The organism is Acinetobacter modestus, assembly GCF_014636095.1.
GTDB lineage: Bacteria > Pseudomonadota > Gammaproteobacteria > Pseudomonadales > Moraxellaceae > Acinetobacter > Acinetobacter modestus.
In genome coordinates, this window is sequence record NZ_BMDV01000001.1 from 331,177 (window position 1) to 345,900 (window position 14,724).

General features: G+C 40.1%; 14 protein-coding genes. 6 read left to right on the forward strand and 8 right to left on the reverse strand.

All coding sequences use genetic code 11. The features are described from left to right. Nucleotides 1-64 precede the first annotated feature (64 nt). Both adeC and IEV17_RS01565 read left to right on the forward strand, forming a co-directional pair. Complete coding sequence (gene adeC, locus IEV17_RS01560; protein WP_004662648.1) at nucleotides 65-1,465, forward strand: AdeC/AdeK/OprM family multidrug efflux complex outer membrane factor; 1,401 nt, start codon at nucleotides 65-67, stop codon at nucleotides 1,463-1,465. A gap of 85 nt (nucleotides 1,466-1,550) precedes the next feature. Then, nucleotides 1,551-1,946 (forward strand): acyl-CoA thioesterase, encoded by a 396-nt coding sequence (locus IEV17_RS01565; RefSeq protein WP_004662651.1) that lies wholly within the window; start codon nucleotides 1,551-1,553, stop codon nucleotides 1,944-1,946. 44 nt (nucleotides 1,947-1,990) lie between these two features. On the opposite strand, the gene IEV17_RS01570 is transcribed toward IEV17_RS01565, so the two are convergent. From IEV17_RS01570 to IEV17_RS01595, 6 genes are all read right to left on the reverse strand, one after another. Continuing rightward, on the reverse strand, nucleotides 1,991-2,932 hold the full coding sequence (locus tag IEV17_RS01570) for a Dyp-type peroxidase (protein WP_004662654.1): 942 nt from the start codon (nucleotides 2,930-2,932) through the stop codon (nucleotides 1,991-1,993). Between the two features lie 84 nt (nucleotides 2,933-3,016). After that, nucleotides 3,017-3,805 carry a formate dehydrogenase accessory sulfurtransferase FdhD gene (gene fdhD, locus IEV17_RS01575; RefSeq protein ID WP_004662656.1) on the reverse strand — a complete coding sequence of 263 codons (789 nt, stop codon included), beginning with the start codon at nucleotides 3,803-3,805 and terminating at the stop codon, nucleotides 3,017-3,019. Nucleotides 3,806-3,831: 26 nt separating this feature from the next. Beyond that, on the reverse strand, nucleotides 3,832-6,240 hold the full coding sequence (locus IEV17_RS01580; RefSeq protein WP_034601484.1) for an FdhF/YdeP family oxidoreductase: 2,409 nt from the start codon (nucleotides 6,238-6,240) through the stop codon (nucleotides 3,832-3,834). A gap of 165 nt (nucleotides 6,241-6,405) precedes the next feature. Beyond that, complete coding sequence (locus IEV17_RS01585; RefSeq protein ID WP_004662661.1) at nucleotides 6,406-7,413, reverse strand: putative solute-binding protein; 1,008 nt, start codon at nucleotides 7,411-7,413, stop codon at nucleotides 6,406-6,408. An 81-nt stretch (nucleotides 7,414-7,494) separates the two neighbouring features. Then, on the reverse strand, nucleotides 7,495-8,406 hold the full coding sequence (locus IEV17_RS01590; protein ID WP_004662663.1) for a metal-dependent hydrolase: 912 nt from the start codon (nucleotides 8,404-8,406) through the stop codon (nucleotides 7,495-7,497). 53 nt (nucleotides 8,407-8,459) lie between these two features. Further along, nucleotides 8,460-9,461 (reverse strand): putative solute-binding protein, encoded by a 1,002-nt coding sequence (locus tag IEV17_RS01595; RefSeq protein ID WP_004662666.1) that lies wholly within the window; start codon nucleotides 9,459-9,461, stop codon nucleotides 8,460-8,462. Nucleotides 9,462-9,629: 168 nt separating this feature from the next. Here IEV17_RS01595 and IEV17_RS01600 point away from each other — a divergent pair, with 168 nt between their 5' ends. Next, nucleotides 9,630-10,637 (forward strand): helix-turn-helix domain-containing protein, encoded by a 1,008-nt coding sequence (locus IEV17_RS01600; RefSeq protein WP_004662668.1) that lies wholly within the window; start codon nucleotides 9,630-9,632, stop codon nucleotides 10,635-10,637. Between the two features lie 93 nt (nucleotides 10,638-10,730). On the opposite strand, the gene IEV17_RS01605 is transcribed toward IEV17_RS01600, so the two are convergent. After that, the gene (locus IEV17_RS01605; RefSeq protein WP_004662669.1) at nucleotides 10,731-10,904 is read right to left on the reverse strand and encodes a cbb3-type cytochrome oxidase assembly protein; all 174 of its coding nucleotides are present in this window, start codon (nucleotides 10,902-10,904) and stop codon (nucleotides 10,731-10,733) included. A gap of 42 nt (nucleotides 10,905-10,946) precedes the next feature. Then, the gene (locus IEV17_RS01610; RefSeq protein WP_004662672.1) at nucleotides 10,947-11,771 is read right to left on the reverse strand and encodes a hypothetical protein; all 825 of its coding nucleotides are present in this window, start codon (nucleotides 11,769-11,771) and stop codon (nucleotides 10,947-10,949) included. Between the two features lie 352 nt (nucleotides 11,772-12,123). Here IEV17_RS01610 and IEV17_RS01615 point away from each other — a divergent pair, with 352 nt between their 5' ends. Genes IEV17_RS01615 through IEV17_RS17255 form a run of 3 tightly spaced genes read left to right on the forward strand, consistent with a single transcriptional unit; the run spans nucleotide 12,124 to nucleotide 14,698 of the window. After that, a complete protein-coding gene (locus tag IEV17_RS01615) occupies nucleotides 12,124-13,569 on the forward strand; it encodes a cytochrome ubiquinol oxidase subunit I (protein WP_004662674.1) in 1,446 nt (481 codons plus the stop codon). Then, nucleotides 13,562-14,566, forward strand: a complete 1,005-nt coding sequence (gene cydB / locus IEV17_RS01620) for a cytochrome d ubiquinol oxidase subunit II (RefSeq protein WP_004662676.1) — start codon at nucleotides 13,562-13,564, stop codon at nucleotides 14,564-14,566. The genes IEV17_RS01615 and cydB overlap by 8 nt, the downstream gene beginning before the upstream one ends. Before the next feature lie 9 nt (nucleotides 14,567-14,575). Next, the gene (locus IEV17_RS17255) at nucleotides 14,576-14,698 is read left to right on the forward strand and encodes a hypothetical protein (protein WP_004662679.1); all 123 of its coding nucleotides are present in this window, start codon (nucleotides 14,576-14,578) and stop codon (nucleotides 14,696-14,698) included. Nucleotides 14,699-14,724: the final 26 nt, after the last annotated feature.

Sequence of the window (14,724 nt, forward strand, 5' to 3'; positions counted from 1 at the left end):
GGGAATCAATGGATTTCCTCTAACTCCTCCTCTGCGTTCATTCTTATCTTATTTGGAGAAGACCATGTCTAATGTGACTGTCTTATCTCGTGGCCTACTTGTCTCTACGCTTTCAATTGCCTTGACAGCGTGTATGAATATGCAGGCACCAAAACCTGTGATTAAATCCGATATTCCACAAAATTTTTCTCAAACCACGGTTGGGACTTCGATTGCCAATCAGGGTTATCAACAATTTTTTTCTGACTCACGTTTATTAAAAGTGATCGAAATCAGTTTAAATCACAATCGTGATTTACGTACTGCAACACTGAATATCCAACGTGCACAACAACAATATCAAATCAGCAAGAATGACCAGTTACCGACCATCGGAGCAACTGGCAGTGCCGTACGACAAGTCAACCATACTGTGAATCCAAATAATCCTTATTCCACCTTTCAGGTGGGACTTGGCGTAACTGCTTATGAGTTAAACTTTTGGGGCCGTGTACAAAATTTAAAAGACGCAGCGCTGAATAATTACCTCGCCACCCAAAGTGCCAGAGATGCCACTCAAATTAGTTTAGTGAGTCAGGTCAGCCAAGCATGGTTGAATTATGCCTATGCAAAGGCCAATTTAAATCTGGCTGAGCAGACCTTAAAAGCACAACTCGATTCCTATAACCTCAACAAAAAACGCTTTGATGTAGGGATTGATAGTGAAGTTCCTTTACGTCAGGCGCAGATTTCGGTTGAAACAGCCCGAAATGATGTAGCGACCTATAAGACCCAAGTGTCACAAGCACAAAACCTACTGGATCTATTGGCTGGTCAAGCTATTCCCCAAAATCTCCTACCGAATCATGCCGTGAAAAGTATTAGTGCTGAAAGCACTTTTACAACAGGCTTAAGCAGTGATTTACTCAATAATCGTCCAGACCTAAAAGCTGCTGAATATCAGCTGCTTGCTGCTGGGGCAAATATTGGTGCAGCGAAAGCACGCATGTTCCCGACCATCAGTCTGACAGGTTCAGCAGGATATGCGTCGACAGATCTCAAAGATTTATTTAAATCAGGAGGTTTCTCTTGGTCAGTTGGGCCAAGTATTGATCTTCCGATTTTTGATTGGGGAACGCGTAAAGCCAATATTAAAATTTCTGAAACAGAGCAACAAATTGCACTGGCAGATTATGAAAAAGCCATTCAATCTGCTTTCCGAGAGGTTAATGATGCCTTTGCTGCCCGTGCCCATATTGAAGATCGCTTGAGTGCTCAACGCCGTTTGGTTTCAGCAACCGATACTACCTATAAATTATCTACGGCTCGCTTTAGAGCAGGCATTGACAGTTATCTGACCGTGTTGGATGCGCAACGTTCTGCTTATGCAGCTCAGCAAGGTCTATTGATGCTGGAACAAACCAAATTAAATAACCAGATCGAACTCTATAAAGCTTTAGGTGGTGGCTTATCTCGGGCTTCGTAAACGCTTAAGTCGATTATTTGGGCTGATTTTTACTCACTCAGCCCTTATAGTATTTGGGTTTAAATGAGGAAATAATCATTGATCTATGTTTACACTTTCGATTACACCCAGATTCTATGAAACCGATGCTTTCGGACATATCAACAATACTGTCATCACAGGTTGGTTTGAAACTGCGCGTGAACCAGTTTTCCGTCTATTTAACCCAAGCATGGAAATCAAAAATCTGCCTTTGATTCTGGCACGGGTTGAAGTCGATTTTGTTGCCCAAATCTATTACGGCGCTGATATCGAAATCAAAACTTGGATTGAGCATATCGGCAATTCTTCATTCGTTGTTGCACATGAAGCTTGGCAAAATGAGCATTGCGTTGCGCGTGGCAAAGCGGTTCAGGTGTATTTCGATTTCAGCACGCAAAAATCAGGTCGTATCCCAGATCCATTCCGTGTTCAGTTACAACAATATCTAATTAACCAATAAATATTTCCCGCTGAAATAAACGTATTCATTTCAGCGGATCAAGCTTACTCGCCTAAATCTTCGAGAAAATCAAAGGTTGGAACGAAGAATAAGCTGCCAGAAACTGCGGTACTAAAATCGAGTAAACGATCGATATGCCCCGTTTCCTTGCCCAAGAACATATTCTCCAGCATGGTTTTGGTGATATTAAAAGAACGTGAATATCCGATAAAGAACGTGCCATATTCTCCTTCTGTTGGATTGGAAAATGGCATATTGGCTCTTAAGATTTTAAGCTCGTTCCCGTCAGCATCATGTGCCTTACTTGCGACATTATGTGCGCTTTGTGGTTTGATATCATCGCCAAGCTCGACGTCATCATATTTCTTTCGACCAATCACCTTTTCTTGTTCTTCAGTACTTAGGCCTTTCCACATTTCCATGTTATGTAAATACTTTTGAATAAACACATAACTACCGCCCAGAAACTCGGCATCTTCTTGACCGACATAAGCAATCTCTTTGGCAATTTCATGCTCAGGGTTCTCTGTCCCATCCACAAAGCCAATAATCGCGCGACCATCAAAGTATCTAAAACCTTTGGTCTCACTAATTGGATAGGTATCCTCTTTTAATTGCTCATGCAAAATTGAGGCAAGTTCATAACAAATCGCCATTTGATTGGCACGAATATGAAAGAATAAATCGCCTGTTGTCGCGACCGCAGTATGTCTTGGCCCTTTGATCTCTTGAAATGGTGCCAGTTCTTTCGGCTTATTTAAATCTGGGAACAGCAAATCCCAAGCATTTGAGCCGATCCCCACCGAAGCACTAAAATTACTGTTTGGAAAACGATTGGTTAGACTGCGGACCAACGCTGAGAAATTAGCGAGAAAATCTATCACCCCTGAATGATCAGGATTGGTATTGATTCCAAGTACGATAAATAAAGCATTTTCACCTGAAAGATTGTTGATCACAGGTTGAGGTCTTAAAGGTGTATTCATAATATTTGGGAATAAAAAAACTTAATGCTCATATCCTACACAAATCAATGCATTAGAAATCAAGCAAATCACAAATTTTTACTATTATTGCGTGTATAAAACAAAGCTATCTCCACGGCAAAAACTGGCCAAGGTCAGATTTAATTTTTTGGCCATCTCAATCGCCATACTGGTCGGTGCAGAAATTGTCGCCAATAGTCCAATATTGTATTGTACGCATTTGCGAATCAGCTCATAACTGGCACGGCTGGTCATCACCACAAAACCCTCCGCAACATTCAACTTTTGCTCTGCCAGATGGCCGAGTAATTTATCTAAAGCATTGTGTCGCCCGACATCCTCAAAGAGCGCCACAATTTGTCCTTTCACTACCCAAGCCGCGGCATGTGCGCCACCAGTGAGTTCACTAATTTTTTGTCTGGCTTTCAGTTGAGCAATCGCACTTGGAATTTGATTAAGCCACACAGATGAAACTTTACTACTCACCAACGGGAGCTTGGAATAGAGTTGTTTTAAACTCTCAATCCCACATAAACCACAACCTGTACGTCCCACCATCATTCGGCGATGCTCTTTGAGCGCTATAAATGCACGAGAGGAAATCGTCATATCGACTTCAACCCCTAATGCATTGTGACGAATCTCAAGTGAATATAGCTCACTTAGACTATGTAATATCCCTTCCGAAAGACTAAAACCTTTGGCAAACACCTCAAGGTCTGATGGCGTTGCCATCATGACCGCATGAGAAATTCCATTATAAATCAGCGCAACAGGATACTCCTGAACGATATAATCCATTTCATCTTCAGAATGATCCTGATGAAAACGATGCACTTGCACTGTTTCATAGCCACGTGTTTTGGTATCCAAAATTGACCTCTTCGCTATCCGTGCAACTATGCGCCACTAACGCGTTCATTAGCGTGTTCAGGATCAACTGCAATCGCTAAGTTAAAATGTTCAGGCGCCTGACCCGCATGCAGGATTACAGGGATGCTTTTTGATGCCGGAATTTTGGCGTATTTATCATGACTGCCCAATGCTACCAATGGATTGGTTTCAGGATAATAAGCCGCCAGACTGCCTTGCGGGATGTTATAAGGTACGATACGGAAACTATGGACAATCCGTTTAACCCCATCCGAGAAGACACTTTGGATATCGACCCACTGATCAGCCTCAAAGCCTGCTGCATCGATATCTGCTTGATTCATAAATAACACTCGACGTTGCCCGAATACACCACGATAGCGGTCATCCAAACCATATAATGTAGTGTTATATTGGTCATGCGAACGTGTCGTCATCAAGGTATAAACTTGTTGCTCACTATAAGCTGCAGCATACTGATTTTCTTTGTCTTCATATACTTCGGCCAATGGCGTAATCAAAAATTGTGCTTTGCCGCTTGGTGTGTTCCAGACGTGCTGATTGGCTGGATGCTCTAAATGGAAACCACTCGGTTGATAAACCCGTTGATTGAAGTCATGAAACTCATCAAAAACCTCGGCAATCGAGTCACGAATACGGTCATAACTTTCAATATACCAGCGCCATTTCACATGACTCTCAGGCAATGCTGCTTCCGCCATACGTGCCACAATATCGGGTTCAGACAAGATATTTTCAGAGATCGGTGGATTACGTCCCGCTGAAAGATGCACATTACTCATCGAATCTTCTACTGAAATCGCTTGTGGTCCATGCACTTGCATATCCACTTCGGTACGACCTAAACAAGGTAACATCAATGCATCTTGACCACACACCAGATGGCTACGATTCAGCTTGGTGGTAATATTGACCGTTAAATTACAACGACGTAAAGCTTCTTGGGTATAAGGTGTATCAGGCGTTGCGACCGCAAAGTTGCCTCCTAAACCAATAAAGACTTTGACATCGCCTTCGTACATCGCCTTGATGGTATCGACCACGCCAAAACCATGTTTACGCGGCGACTTGATGCCAAATACGCGATCAATACTATCGAGTAGCTTATCACTTGGGTTTTCATTGATACCCATAGTACGGTCGCCCTGCACATTACTATGTCCACGAACTGGACAAAGCCCCGAACCTGGCCGTCCGATATGTCCTCTTGCTAACATAAGATTCGCCAGCATATGAATATTGGCTGTACCATGCCTGTGTTGGGTAATTCCCATACCCCAACAGAAAATGACGGTTTTTGCCTCCAAATACATCTTGGCAATTGACTCTAAATGCTCAGGTGAAAGCCCCGTATGTTTATGAATTTCAGACCATGCCGTACTATCAATCTCAGCCAACATTTCATCAAAACCAATCGTATTCATTTCAATGAAGCTACGATCAAAAACACTTGATTTTCCTTTAGCCAGTGCCTTTCTATCCCATTCCAATAAATGCTTCATCACCCCAAACATCAATGCATAGTCACCACCAATTTTAGGTTGGAAATAGTAACGGCTGATTGGCGTACTACCATTGGTCATCATTTCCAATGGTGCTTGCGGATCTTGGAAGCGCTCTAAACCGCGTTCTTTGATCGGGTTAATCGCAACAATGTTACCACCTCGTCTTGAGACCTCTCTCAAAGTTGCTAACATACGTGGATGGTTTGTGCCTGGATTATGCCCGAAACTAAAGATAGCATCAGCCTGATCGAAGTCATCCAAAATAACCGTACCTTTGCCTAAACCAATAGCGTCTTTTAAGCCGACACTAGTAGTTTCATGGCACATATTGGAACAATCAGGAAAGTTATTGGTTCCGAAGCTTCTCACAAAAAGTTGATATAAAAAAGCCGCTTCATTACTGGCACGACCAGACGTATAAAATGCCGCTTGATCAGGATGATCGAGTGCTTGAAGATGTTTGGCAATCAACTGGAAAGCTTCATCCCAAGAAATCGGCACATATTTATCTGTCACAGGATCGTAACGCATTGGATCGGTTAAACGTCCAAGGTCTTCCAAATAAAAATCACTCTGCTCGGATAACCAGCTAACCGTATGTTGAGCAAAAAATTCAGGTCTTACCGTTTTACTGGTTGCTTCGAAAGCAACTGCTTTGGCACCATTCTCACAAAAGTTAAAAGCATGTGCATCCTTTTTCTCAGGCCATGCACAGCCTGGACAATCAAAACCTGTAGGTTGATTAATATTCAGTAAAGTAATTGAACCTTTTTTTAAAATATCCTGCCTTTTTAGATTACGGGCAACACTTAACAATGCCCCCCATCCACCGGCAGGTTGGGTATAAGGTTCAATTCGTGCAAAACTGGTATTTTCTTGCTTATGAATGGTTTGTTCTGAGTTATCCATCGTATTGCCTTTATCTGAACTTTTTAACCTTTGATCTATAAATAGAATTAACATGAATTGTATTTCTTTTCTATTCTTGATTTGTTTTATAGCTTTTCTTATATACAAAAAAATAAAGCTTAGAGTGATCTAAGCTTTATTTATCATTAATTAAAATGAGTAGATTCATTCACCCGCTAAAGCGCACTCAAAATTTGCTTTATCCACTGAGCAACGTGCTTTCTTTAAAACTGACATCATGCTCGCATCGTAAATGCCACGCTGAGTTAATTCAATACGACCATCACGCATCATTTTTTGATATTTCAACTTATCTTCTGCTGTTAAATTCATTTTATAATTTGCTGGTATCTCTGACTCTAAACGTTTAATCGTTGCAAAGATTTTAGGTAGTTGCTTAACCGACCAATCACGAGATTTTTGACCAAAACCTGCTGGGAATTTTTCAGGACGAATCACTAGATTTGCCGTCACCTGAAGTACAGGAAAATTGTACATGACTCCATTAGTGCCTAAGCCTTTACTCAACTCTAATGGTTTATAGGCATAAGCAGGTGCGCCGATCATATCCACCTGACCATTGTTAAATTTCGCAGCAAAGTTAGAAATATCTGAAAGTACGGCTTGCGCTCCAACACGTTGTACAATTAATTTTTGTGCATCGTCATACCCCAATACAGCAAACTTCTTACCTGCCGCTTTTTCAATTGAATTAATACTTTTATCTCGGACAAAAATGTAAGCAGAACCTAGTGGCGAAATGCCGACCACTTCATATTTATTACCCCCAAGATTAGTCGTCATTTTCGCAGCATTTCGTGGATCTGAAACAAAAGTAATGGCACGTTTCGCAATCTCATCACTTGGTACACCACCCAGAGAATCAATAGAACCTACAAATTTATTATAAGGACGAGCACGCATAGCGGTCATTGCAACACCCGCGCATTTTCCTGCTTTAAAGTTATTGTCTGCAACCTGTTCATCCGTAATGGCAAGCAGGTTAACATCAGCGCCCCAGCCTTTGGCTGCCAATGCCCAATCTTGCATCATTTTATAAGCTTCACCTGATTTCCCTAAGATATCAAAAACACAGACATCAATTGCAGCTTGGGTTGAGGCTGACACACTTAAAATTGAAGCAGTTGTGATTGCAAGTACAATCTTTTTCATTTTTCCATCCTTCAACAAACTATACGTTCGTTTCCTTATAAAACATTAAATGAAGTGGTTATTTAGCCACCTTAAACACGATTATTTCAGTGCCTGAACAGCCGCTGAACGTGCTAAATAATCTAAAGCTTGTTGTGTATCGCCTTCTGTTTCTGGGTGAAATCGAGGGGAAATCCAACGCATCGTTGCTTGAGTTAAAAATGTCAATGTGGGGCCATTGTCGGTTGCTTTCGCCTGTTTTTGATAAATCGGCAATAATCTCCAAAAATTTCGATTAAAAATTTTTCGAATACTGATGTCTGGATCTTGTTTACCTAAGTCACGTGCAATATCGGCTAGCAAATAAATAAAAATAGGGAAAACCAGCAGCATTAAAAACTGACGATAAAGATAAAAAAGTACAGGATTTGGTAGAATTTCCTTAAATAAATCAAATGCAACACAACGATGTTCCACTTCTTCAGCCAAATGCCAACGGAACATATCTGCAATGACCGGATCAGCCTCGTCCCATGATGTGTTATCCATACACCATTGCCCAAGTGCGCCTGTGAAATGTTCAATCGCTGCAACTACGCCCACACGCGTAATTAACCAAAAGTGTGCCAAAGCTTGAATATCTAATGCCTTAATCCCTAATGGAATTTCTCCGAGTAGCACACTAAAAATCCAATTAATTTTTTTAAATGAAGGCTCTAAATCATAGTTATGATGTTTCAAAAACTCCTGAGCACTTTGATGTGCACGTGCATGGGTCGCTTCTTGTCGAATAAATCCTTTTACATCATCTGTTAAAATAGGATCTTTTACATAAGGTAAGGCTTTGTTATAAACACGGCAGAACCAAAACTCCCCCGCAGGTAAGATTAAATTAATTCCATTGATCAAGTGTGAACAGATTGCATCATTTGGAATCCATTGTACTGGAGAGTTGGAAAAATCAAACTTTACAGATCGTGCAACCAGTTTGTGATGCTGCGTGTGCGCATTCATATGAACCTCAGCTTTTCTTTGTAGCATTTTCAATGTTTAAACAAATCTTTGAGCTATTCACCACTCAATGAACATTCAAAATTGGTGCGTTCAACCGTACAACGTGCACGTTTTAAAACCCCCATCATGACTGGGTCATACACTCCAAGTTTGGTCAGCTCCATTCGTCCATCACGCAACATTTGTTGATAACGGCGTTTATCTTCACTGGAAAGACTTTGTTTATACTTCGCTGGAATTTCAGCTTCTAAACGGGAAATGGTGGCAAAGTTTTTAGATAACTGCTTCGTTGCCCAAGCTCTTGATTTCAATCCAAATCCTGCTGGAAATTTTTCAGGTCGAATAATGATGTCACCTGTTAAATTAATGACGGGAAAATCAAACATAGCGCCATTACTTCCCAGACCTTTACTAATTTCTAAAGGCTTGTAAGCATATGCTGGGGCTGCAATTACATCGACTTGGTTATTATTAAACTTCTTCGCAAAATCTGAAATTTCTGAAGGCACGCCCACCAAATCTAGTCGATCGACTATCATTTTTTGCGCTTGATCATAGTGTAAATAAGCAAATCTTTTGCCTTTGCCTTTTTCTATAGTGTTAATACTTTTATCTTTGACAAATACATAAGCCAAACCAATTTGAGCGATTGCAGCCACTTCGAATTGATCTCCAGCTACAGTTGTCACTAATCTGTGTTTATTGCGAGGGTCTAATACATAGCTAATCGCTTTCTGTGCAATTGAATTACTATTAATCGCGCCTAATGCATCAATTGAACCTGCGAATTTATTGTATTTACGTGCGCGCATTGAAGTCATGGATACGCCATCGCATTTCCCTGCTTCAAAATCGTTTTGTGCTTTGGCTTCATCTTGATAAGGAATAAGATTAAGCTCTGCATTCCATATTTTTGCAGCTAAAGCCCATTCTTCTACAATTTTATAAGACTCGCCCGCCTTACCCAGTAAATCGAATACACAAATATCAACTTTCGCTTGTGCAGCAGTTGAAAATACTGAGATAAAGGCTGTAATCAAAATCCCTTTTTTCATACTAATCCTAATGCCGTTTTTTTAATTTATTGAGACATATCAAATAGCAGTAACGATAGAATTATCAACTGCAAAGCTAGATGTCTGATGCGGCTATTTTTAAATAAAAAAAAATGCTGTAATAGTTCTTCGCAAGCCATTTTAGTATCATTTTCCGACAGCATAATTATGATGAAAAAAGAAGTAGAAAAGACCGTTCCAGGTACGTATATCGCCCTCATCGTTGATGTGGTTTCACGTTGGAATATTTCTGCGAATGAATTATTAAAGGATTCAGGTCTTGATCCTGATCAACTTGTACAGCCCTTATGGCGTGCTGATGCTAAAATCGTGATGAACATTTTGAAACGGGCACTTGAACTCACCCACGTACCACCTTTAGAGTTTGGTTTTTATCTGGGTATGCAAATGACCATTACCTGTCATGGCTTGATGGGGATGGCAGCAATGTTAGCTGCAAATGTCAGACAAGCACTAAATATCGCTCAAGAATTCATTTCGCTTCAATCCAGTATTCACACCATCAAACTTGATATTCAAGATCAATATGCTGTTATCTTATTTGAACAGACTGAAGCTTATTATTTAGATGAGATCATCCAAATTGCACTTTTATTAGGCTTTGCCAAAATGGGGAAAAATATATCAGGACATGAATTAACAGGCTATGCAGATGTTCAATTTAGCAAACCCGATTATTTTGATAAATTACTCCCCTTAATTCCTGGAGAAGTTAGATTTAATCGTCCGATTACTCGTTTGGAGTTTAAAAAAGAAATTTTAGATCTTCCTTTGCTTCATTCGGACGCGATCGCAGAACGTTTTGCACGAGAGGAATGTAAATCTCAACTGCGTAAGTTATTAGAACAAAATAGTTTTAATCGCACCGTACAAGATTTAATCTATGACGAAGCAATGGGTATTAGTCCCTTAACTGAAATTTTAAAGAAGCTACAAATGTCTGAACGTGCTTTACAGAGAAAACTAGAAAGTGAAGGCACAAATTTTCGGGAACTTGTCGAAAAAGTCAGATGTGAAAAAGCCATTCAGCTCCTGAAAAATCCCAATTTATCCCTCGAAAATATTGCAGATCATCTGGGCTATAGCAATACTAAAAACTTCTCTCGGGCATTCAAACGTTGGACGTCAACTACACCTCGACGTTATGACACTTAAACGCAAATATTATAATCATGGAAAGTAAAAAACTTACTGGTGAATGCTCTAATCACCAGTAAGAAAAAAGTGATATTTTTCCATAATGGCTCATTATTTATGGGGTGCTGTGGATGACTGAACTTGCGAAGCATTCTGTTTCTGTTGTGATGGCATATAATCAGGCTGATTGCTCACAGCAAGAAAGAAAAAGACAAGAAATAAACAGCCTAATAGAATACTGATTCCTACTGCAAGGTATGGGAATTTCGATTGTTGCTGAGACATGAGTCTGCTCCTATTCAAATATTAAAATTCAATTCGATACAATCACATCGTGGACAAGATTTTAAAACTGGCGCCATTTTGAATACGGGTTTGCATGTATTCGGCATAGACCGATAACTTTTCAAAAATATGCTCTGAATAAAACATATCCTCAATTAAATGCGCCGCTTGGGCTTGGCTAAATTGACCAATTTCTGCGATGAGTGGAGCATTCAACTGAGCAAATAAAATACAGAGTTTTTTATGCCACTCATCTTTGTGTTTAAATAACAATTTTCGTGTATTGATTAACTCATCATTCAGCATACTTTCAGTCTTATCAGCGTGAATGACATTAATTTTTACATCAAAATAATCTTCTAATATCTTTACCTGTGTCAGATCAATCGGCAAATGTGTGACTAAAAAGATATGAAAGATATCAGTTCGGCACAAAGCCTTGACTAGACAACGAAACAGAAAATCTTCTTCTGTCTTTGGGGAATCAACCAGATCAATATAAAGCTTTAGGCTATGCAGCACTTGTTCAATTTTGAGATTGACACTTTTTTCTGCCTGAAAATAGGGATTCAGAATTGCTAATACTGACGGCACGACAGGTGTTGTATAAATCACTGACTGATTCAAATTGGCAATAATAAATGGCACAAATAAATACCCCAGATTATTATCATTTTCGCCAATCGAAGACTGTGCAATATAAGCAACGCTATCTTTAGAAAAATCTCTTAAAACCTTGCCCCTTAATAAAGTGGCTTCCAGATTGACATATTCAAGACGTAGTTGTTCCTGTACCGATTGCGATGGCTCTCTGTCTTGAAACAGACGTGTCATCGCATTAAGTTCTTTGGTTACAAACATTGTCATACGCCATCCAGTCAAAATCTTTCTATGCAAAACGATTTACAAGTGTTTTGATTCGAAACACTTGCTTGATGCTGTTATTTTGGATGAGGTATAGACAGCTGAATAGCTACAGAGTTTGGCTAAAAACATATAACAGATCATTTCATTTCTATCAATCTGTTATAAAAAAACAATAAGAAATTGTATCTACTCATATACAAAATAAAATTCGATCATGAATCCTGCTTAGCTTAGATAGTTTTTAGATCAGATGTGGATAGAGCTCACCATTTTATTTACCTTCAATTATTTAAGTCTATTTTTCACATTTTCCTAGCGACTGCTTCTGCTCGTCTGTTATAGGAGAGGATATATGGATCTTGGTCTCACTGCTTTAGAATTAGCTCGAATACAGTTTGCATTTACTGTTTCATTTCACATTATCTTTCCTGCCACCTCAATTGGTCTCGCCTGTTTTCTTGCCATGCTGGAATGGAAATGGTTACGTAGTCAAAATCCGATTTACAAAGATTTATTCAAATTTTGGATCAAAATCTTTGCTGTTGCCTTTGGGATGGGGGTCGTCTCTGGCGTGGTGATGAGTTACCAGTTTGGCACTAATTGGAGTGAATTTTCCCGTGTTGCAGGAAGTATTACTGGCCCTTTGCTGACCTATGAAGTTTTAAGTGCATTCTTTTTAGAAGCTGGATTTCTCGGCATCATGTTGTTCGGTTGGGGGCGTGTCAGCCCCAAGGCACACTTTTTTGCCACATTGATGGTTGCAATCGGCACCTGTATTTCCATGTTCTGGATTCTATCCTCCAACAGTTGGATGCAGACGCCGCAAGGCTTCAGTGTCGAAAATGGCATTATCATCCCAACTGATTGGTGGGCGATCGTGTTTAACCCATCCTTCCCTTATCGCTTTGCGCATATGGCAGTTGCCGCATTTTTAGTCTCCTCATTATTAGTGGTGGGTACCGCGGCATGGCATTTGATCAAAGGTCGCCGTGACGAACTCATTAAAAAATCTTTTTCAATGGGGCTTTGGATGGTACTCGCCACTTCATGTTTACAAGTGGTGATTGGTGATCATCACGGTTTGAATACCTTAAAACATCAACCTGCAAAATTAGCAGCCATAGAAGGTCATTGGAAAACCAATCACGATGAAGGTATGCCACTCCTGCTGTTCGCCATTCCGAACATGGATAAAGAAGAAAATCTCTATGAAGTCGGAATTCCTCATCTCGGCAGTCTAATACTCACCCATTCTATGGAAGGTAAAGTCACAGGTTTAAAAGACTTTGCGCCTGAAGACCGCCCAAATGCCACCATTGTGTTTTGGAGTTTCCGTGTCATGGTTGCTCTGGGGATGTTGATGGTTATGCTGTCTTTATTTGCTTTATGGCTACGCAAGACAGGTAAACTTTATGGTTCATCTTGGTTCCATAAATTCGCTTTGGTGATGGGGCCAACAGGTTATATCGCATTGCTTACAGGTTGGGTTACGACTGAAGTCGGTCGTCAACCGTGGGTGATTTACGGCGTGATGCGAACTAAAGATGGTTTATCCCATGCAGTGACAGCCGATCAAGTCGGAATCAGTTTAATTATCTTCGTACTGGTCTATACCATCGTGTTTGGTAGCGGCATTTATTACATGTTGAAATTACTAAAAAAAGGCCCTGAATTTATTGAAGCGATTGATCTAGAACCCGCAGGTCATGGACATTTCAAAACACCGATGCGCCCACTCAGTGCAGTCGATGAAAGCATTGATCAACAAGACTCAAACAAGGAGAAACACCATGATTGATTTATCTCTGATTTGGGTCAGCATCATCGGACTTGGTGTCCTGATCTATGTCATTTTGGATGGTTTTGATCTCGGGATTGGTATTCTATTCCCCTTCATTCAAAGCAGTGAAGAACGTGATGTGATGATGAATACTGTCGCACCTGTGTGGGATGGCAATGAAACTTGGATGGTACTGGGTGGCGCAGGGTTATTTGCAGCCTTTCCTTTAGTTTATTCAACCGTACTGTCTGCGTTATATATGCCGATTATCCTAATGGTAACTGCATTGATTTTCCGTGGAGTTGCTTTTGAATTTCGCTTTAAAGCCAATCGTACCAAATACCTGTGGGATCAAGCCTTTATCTGGGGTTCAATTCTATCTAGTTTCCTACAAGGGGTAATTTTAGGTGCTTATATTCAAGGAATCCAAACCACTCATGGTATTTTCTCAGGTTCAGGTTTGGATTGGTTCACACCTTTCGCACTTTTTACAGGTTTAGGCGTAGTTGCGATGTATGCAGCACTCGGCTGTGGTTGGTTAATCATGAAAACAGATCATGAACTACAAAACAAAATGTATCGTTTGATGCCTAAGTTGATTATTGTATTGTTCATAATATTTGCAGGCGTCAGTTTATACACGCCACTCACCCATCCTGAAATTGCAGCACGTTGGTTTGCTTTGCCGAATCTTCTTTATTTTAGTCCTGTACCCATCTTGGTCTTATTATTTACATTCCTTATTTTAAAAGCATGTAAACAACGGCAAGATTTCAAACCCTTTATCTATACTTTAGCTTTGGTGTTTTTAGCTTTTACAGGTTTTGTGATCAGTCTTTGGCCGAATATCATTCCACCCTCAGTCACAATTTGGGAAGCAGCAGCACCCTACTCAAGTCAAAAATTTGCCTTAATCGGTGCTGTGATTTTAATTCCAATCATTATTGCCTATACCATCCTGTCGTACTGGGTATTTCGGGATAAAGTCCGTATTGGTGATAAAGGCTATCACTAGGAGCTTGACATGAAAATAAAATCGCTGCATTTAAATCAAACCCAATGGTTTATAATCTTATGGTTAGTCGGATTTTTTGCACTCGCCATCATTGCAGGTCTATTTAGATTACTCTTGATGTTTGCTTATTAAAAAATGGGTGGAATAGCTTTTAGATG

Coding starts and splice junctions, on each gene's coding strand:
- adeC (WP_004662648.1), top strand. CDS start 65: ATGTCTAATGTGACTGTCTTATCTCGTGGCCTACTTGTCTCTACGCTT.
- IEV17_RS01565 (WP_004662651.1), top strand. CDS start 1,551: ATGTTTACACTTTCGATTACACCCAGATTCTATGAAACCGATGCTTTC.
- IEV17_RS01570 (WP_004662654.1), bottom strand. CDS start 2,932: ATGAATACACCTTTAAGACCTCAACCTGTGATCAACAATCTTTCAGGT.
- IEV17_RS01580 (WP_034601484.1), bottom strand. CDS start 6,240: ATGGATAACTCAGAACAAACCATTCATAAGCAAGAAAATACCAGTTTT.
- IEV17_RS01585 (WP_004662661.1), bottom strand. CDS start 7,413: ATGAAAAAGATTGTACTTGCAATCACAACTGCTTCAATTTTAAGTGTG.
- IEV17_RS01590 (WP_004662663.1), bottom strand. CDS start 8,406: ATGAATGCGCACACGCAGCATCACAAACTGGTTGCACGATCTGTAAAG.
- IEV17_RS01595 (WP_004662666.1), bottom strand. CDS start 9,461: ATGAAAAAAGGGATTTTGATTACAGCCTTTATCTCAGTATTTTCAACT.
- IEV17_RS01600 (WP_004662668.1), top strand. CDS start 9,630: ATGATGAAAAAAGAAGTAGAAAAGACCGTTCCAGGTACGTATATCGCC.
- IEV17_RS01605 (WP_004662669.1), bottom strand. CDS start 10,904: ATGTCTCAGCAACAATCGAAATTCCCATACCTTGCAGTAGGAATCAGT.
- IEV17_RS01610 (WP_004662672.1), bottom strand. CDS start 11,771: ATGACAATGTTTGTAACCAAAGAACTTAATGCGATGACACGTCTGTTT.
- IEV17_RS01615 (WP_004662674.1), top strand. CDS start 12,124: ATGGATCTTGGTCTCACTGCTTTAGAATTAGCTCGAATACAGTTTGCA.
- cydB (WP_004662676.1), top strand. CDS start 13,562: ATGATTGATTTATCTCTGATTTGGGTCAGCATCATCGGACTTGGTGTC.
- IEV17_RS17255 (WP_004662679.1), top strand. CDS start 14,576: ATGAAAATAAAATCGCTGCATTTAAATCAAACCCAATGGTTTATAATC.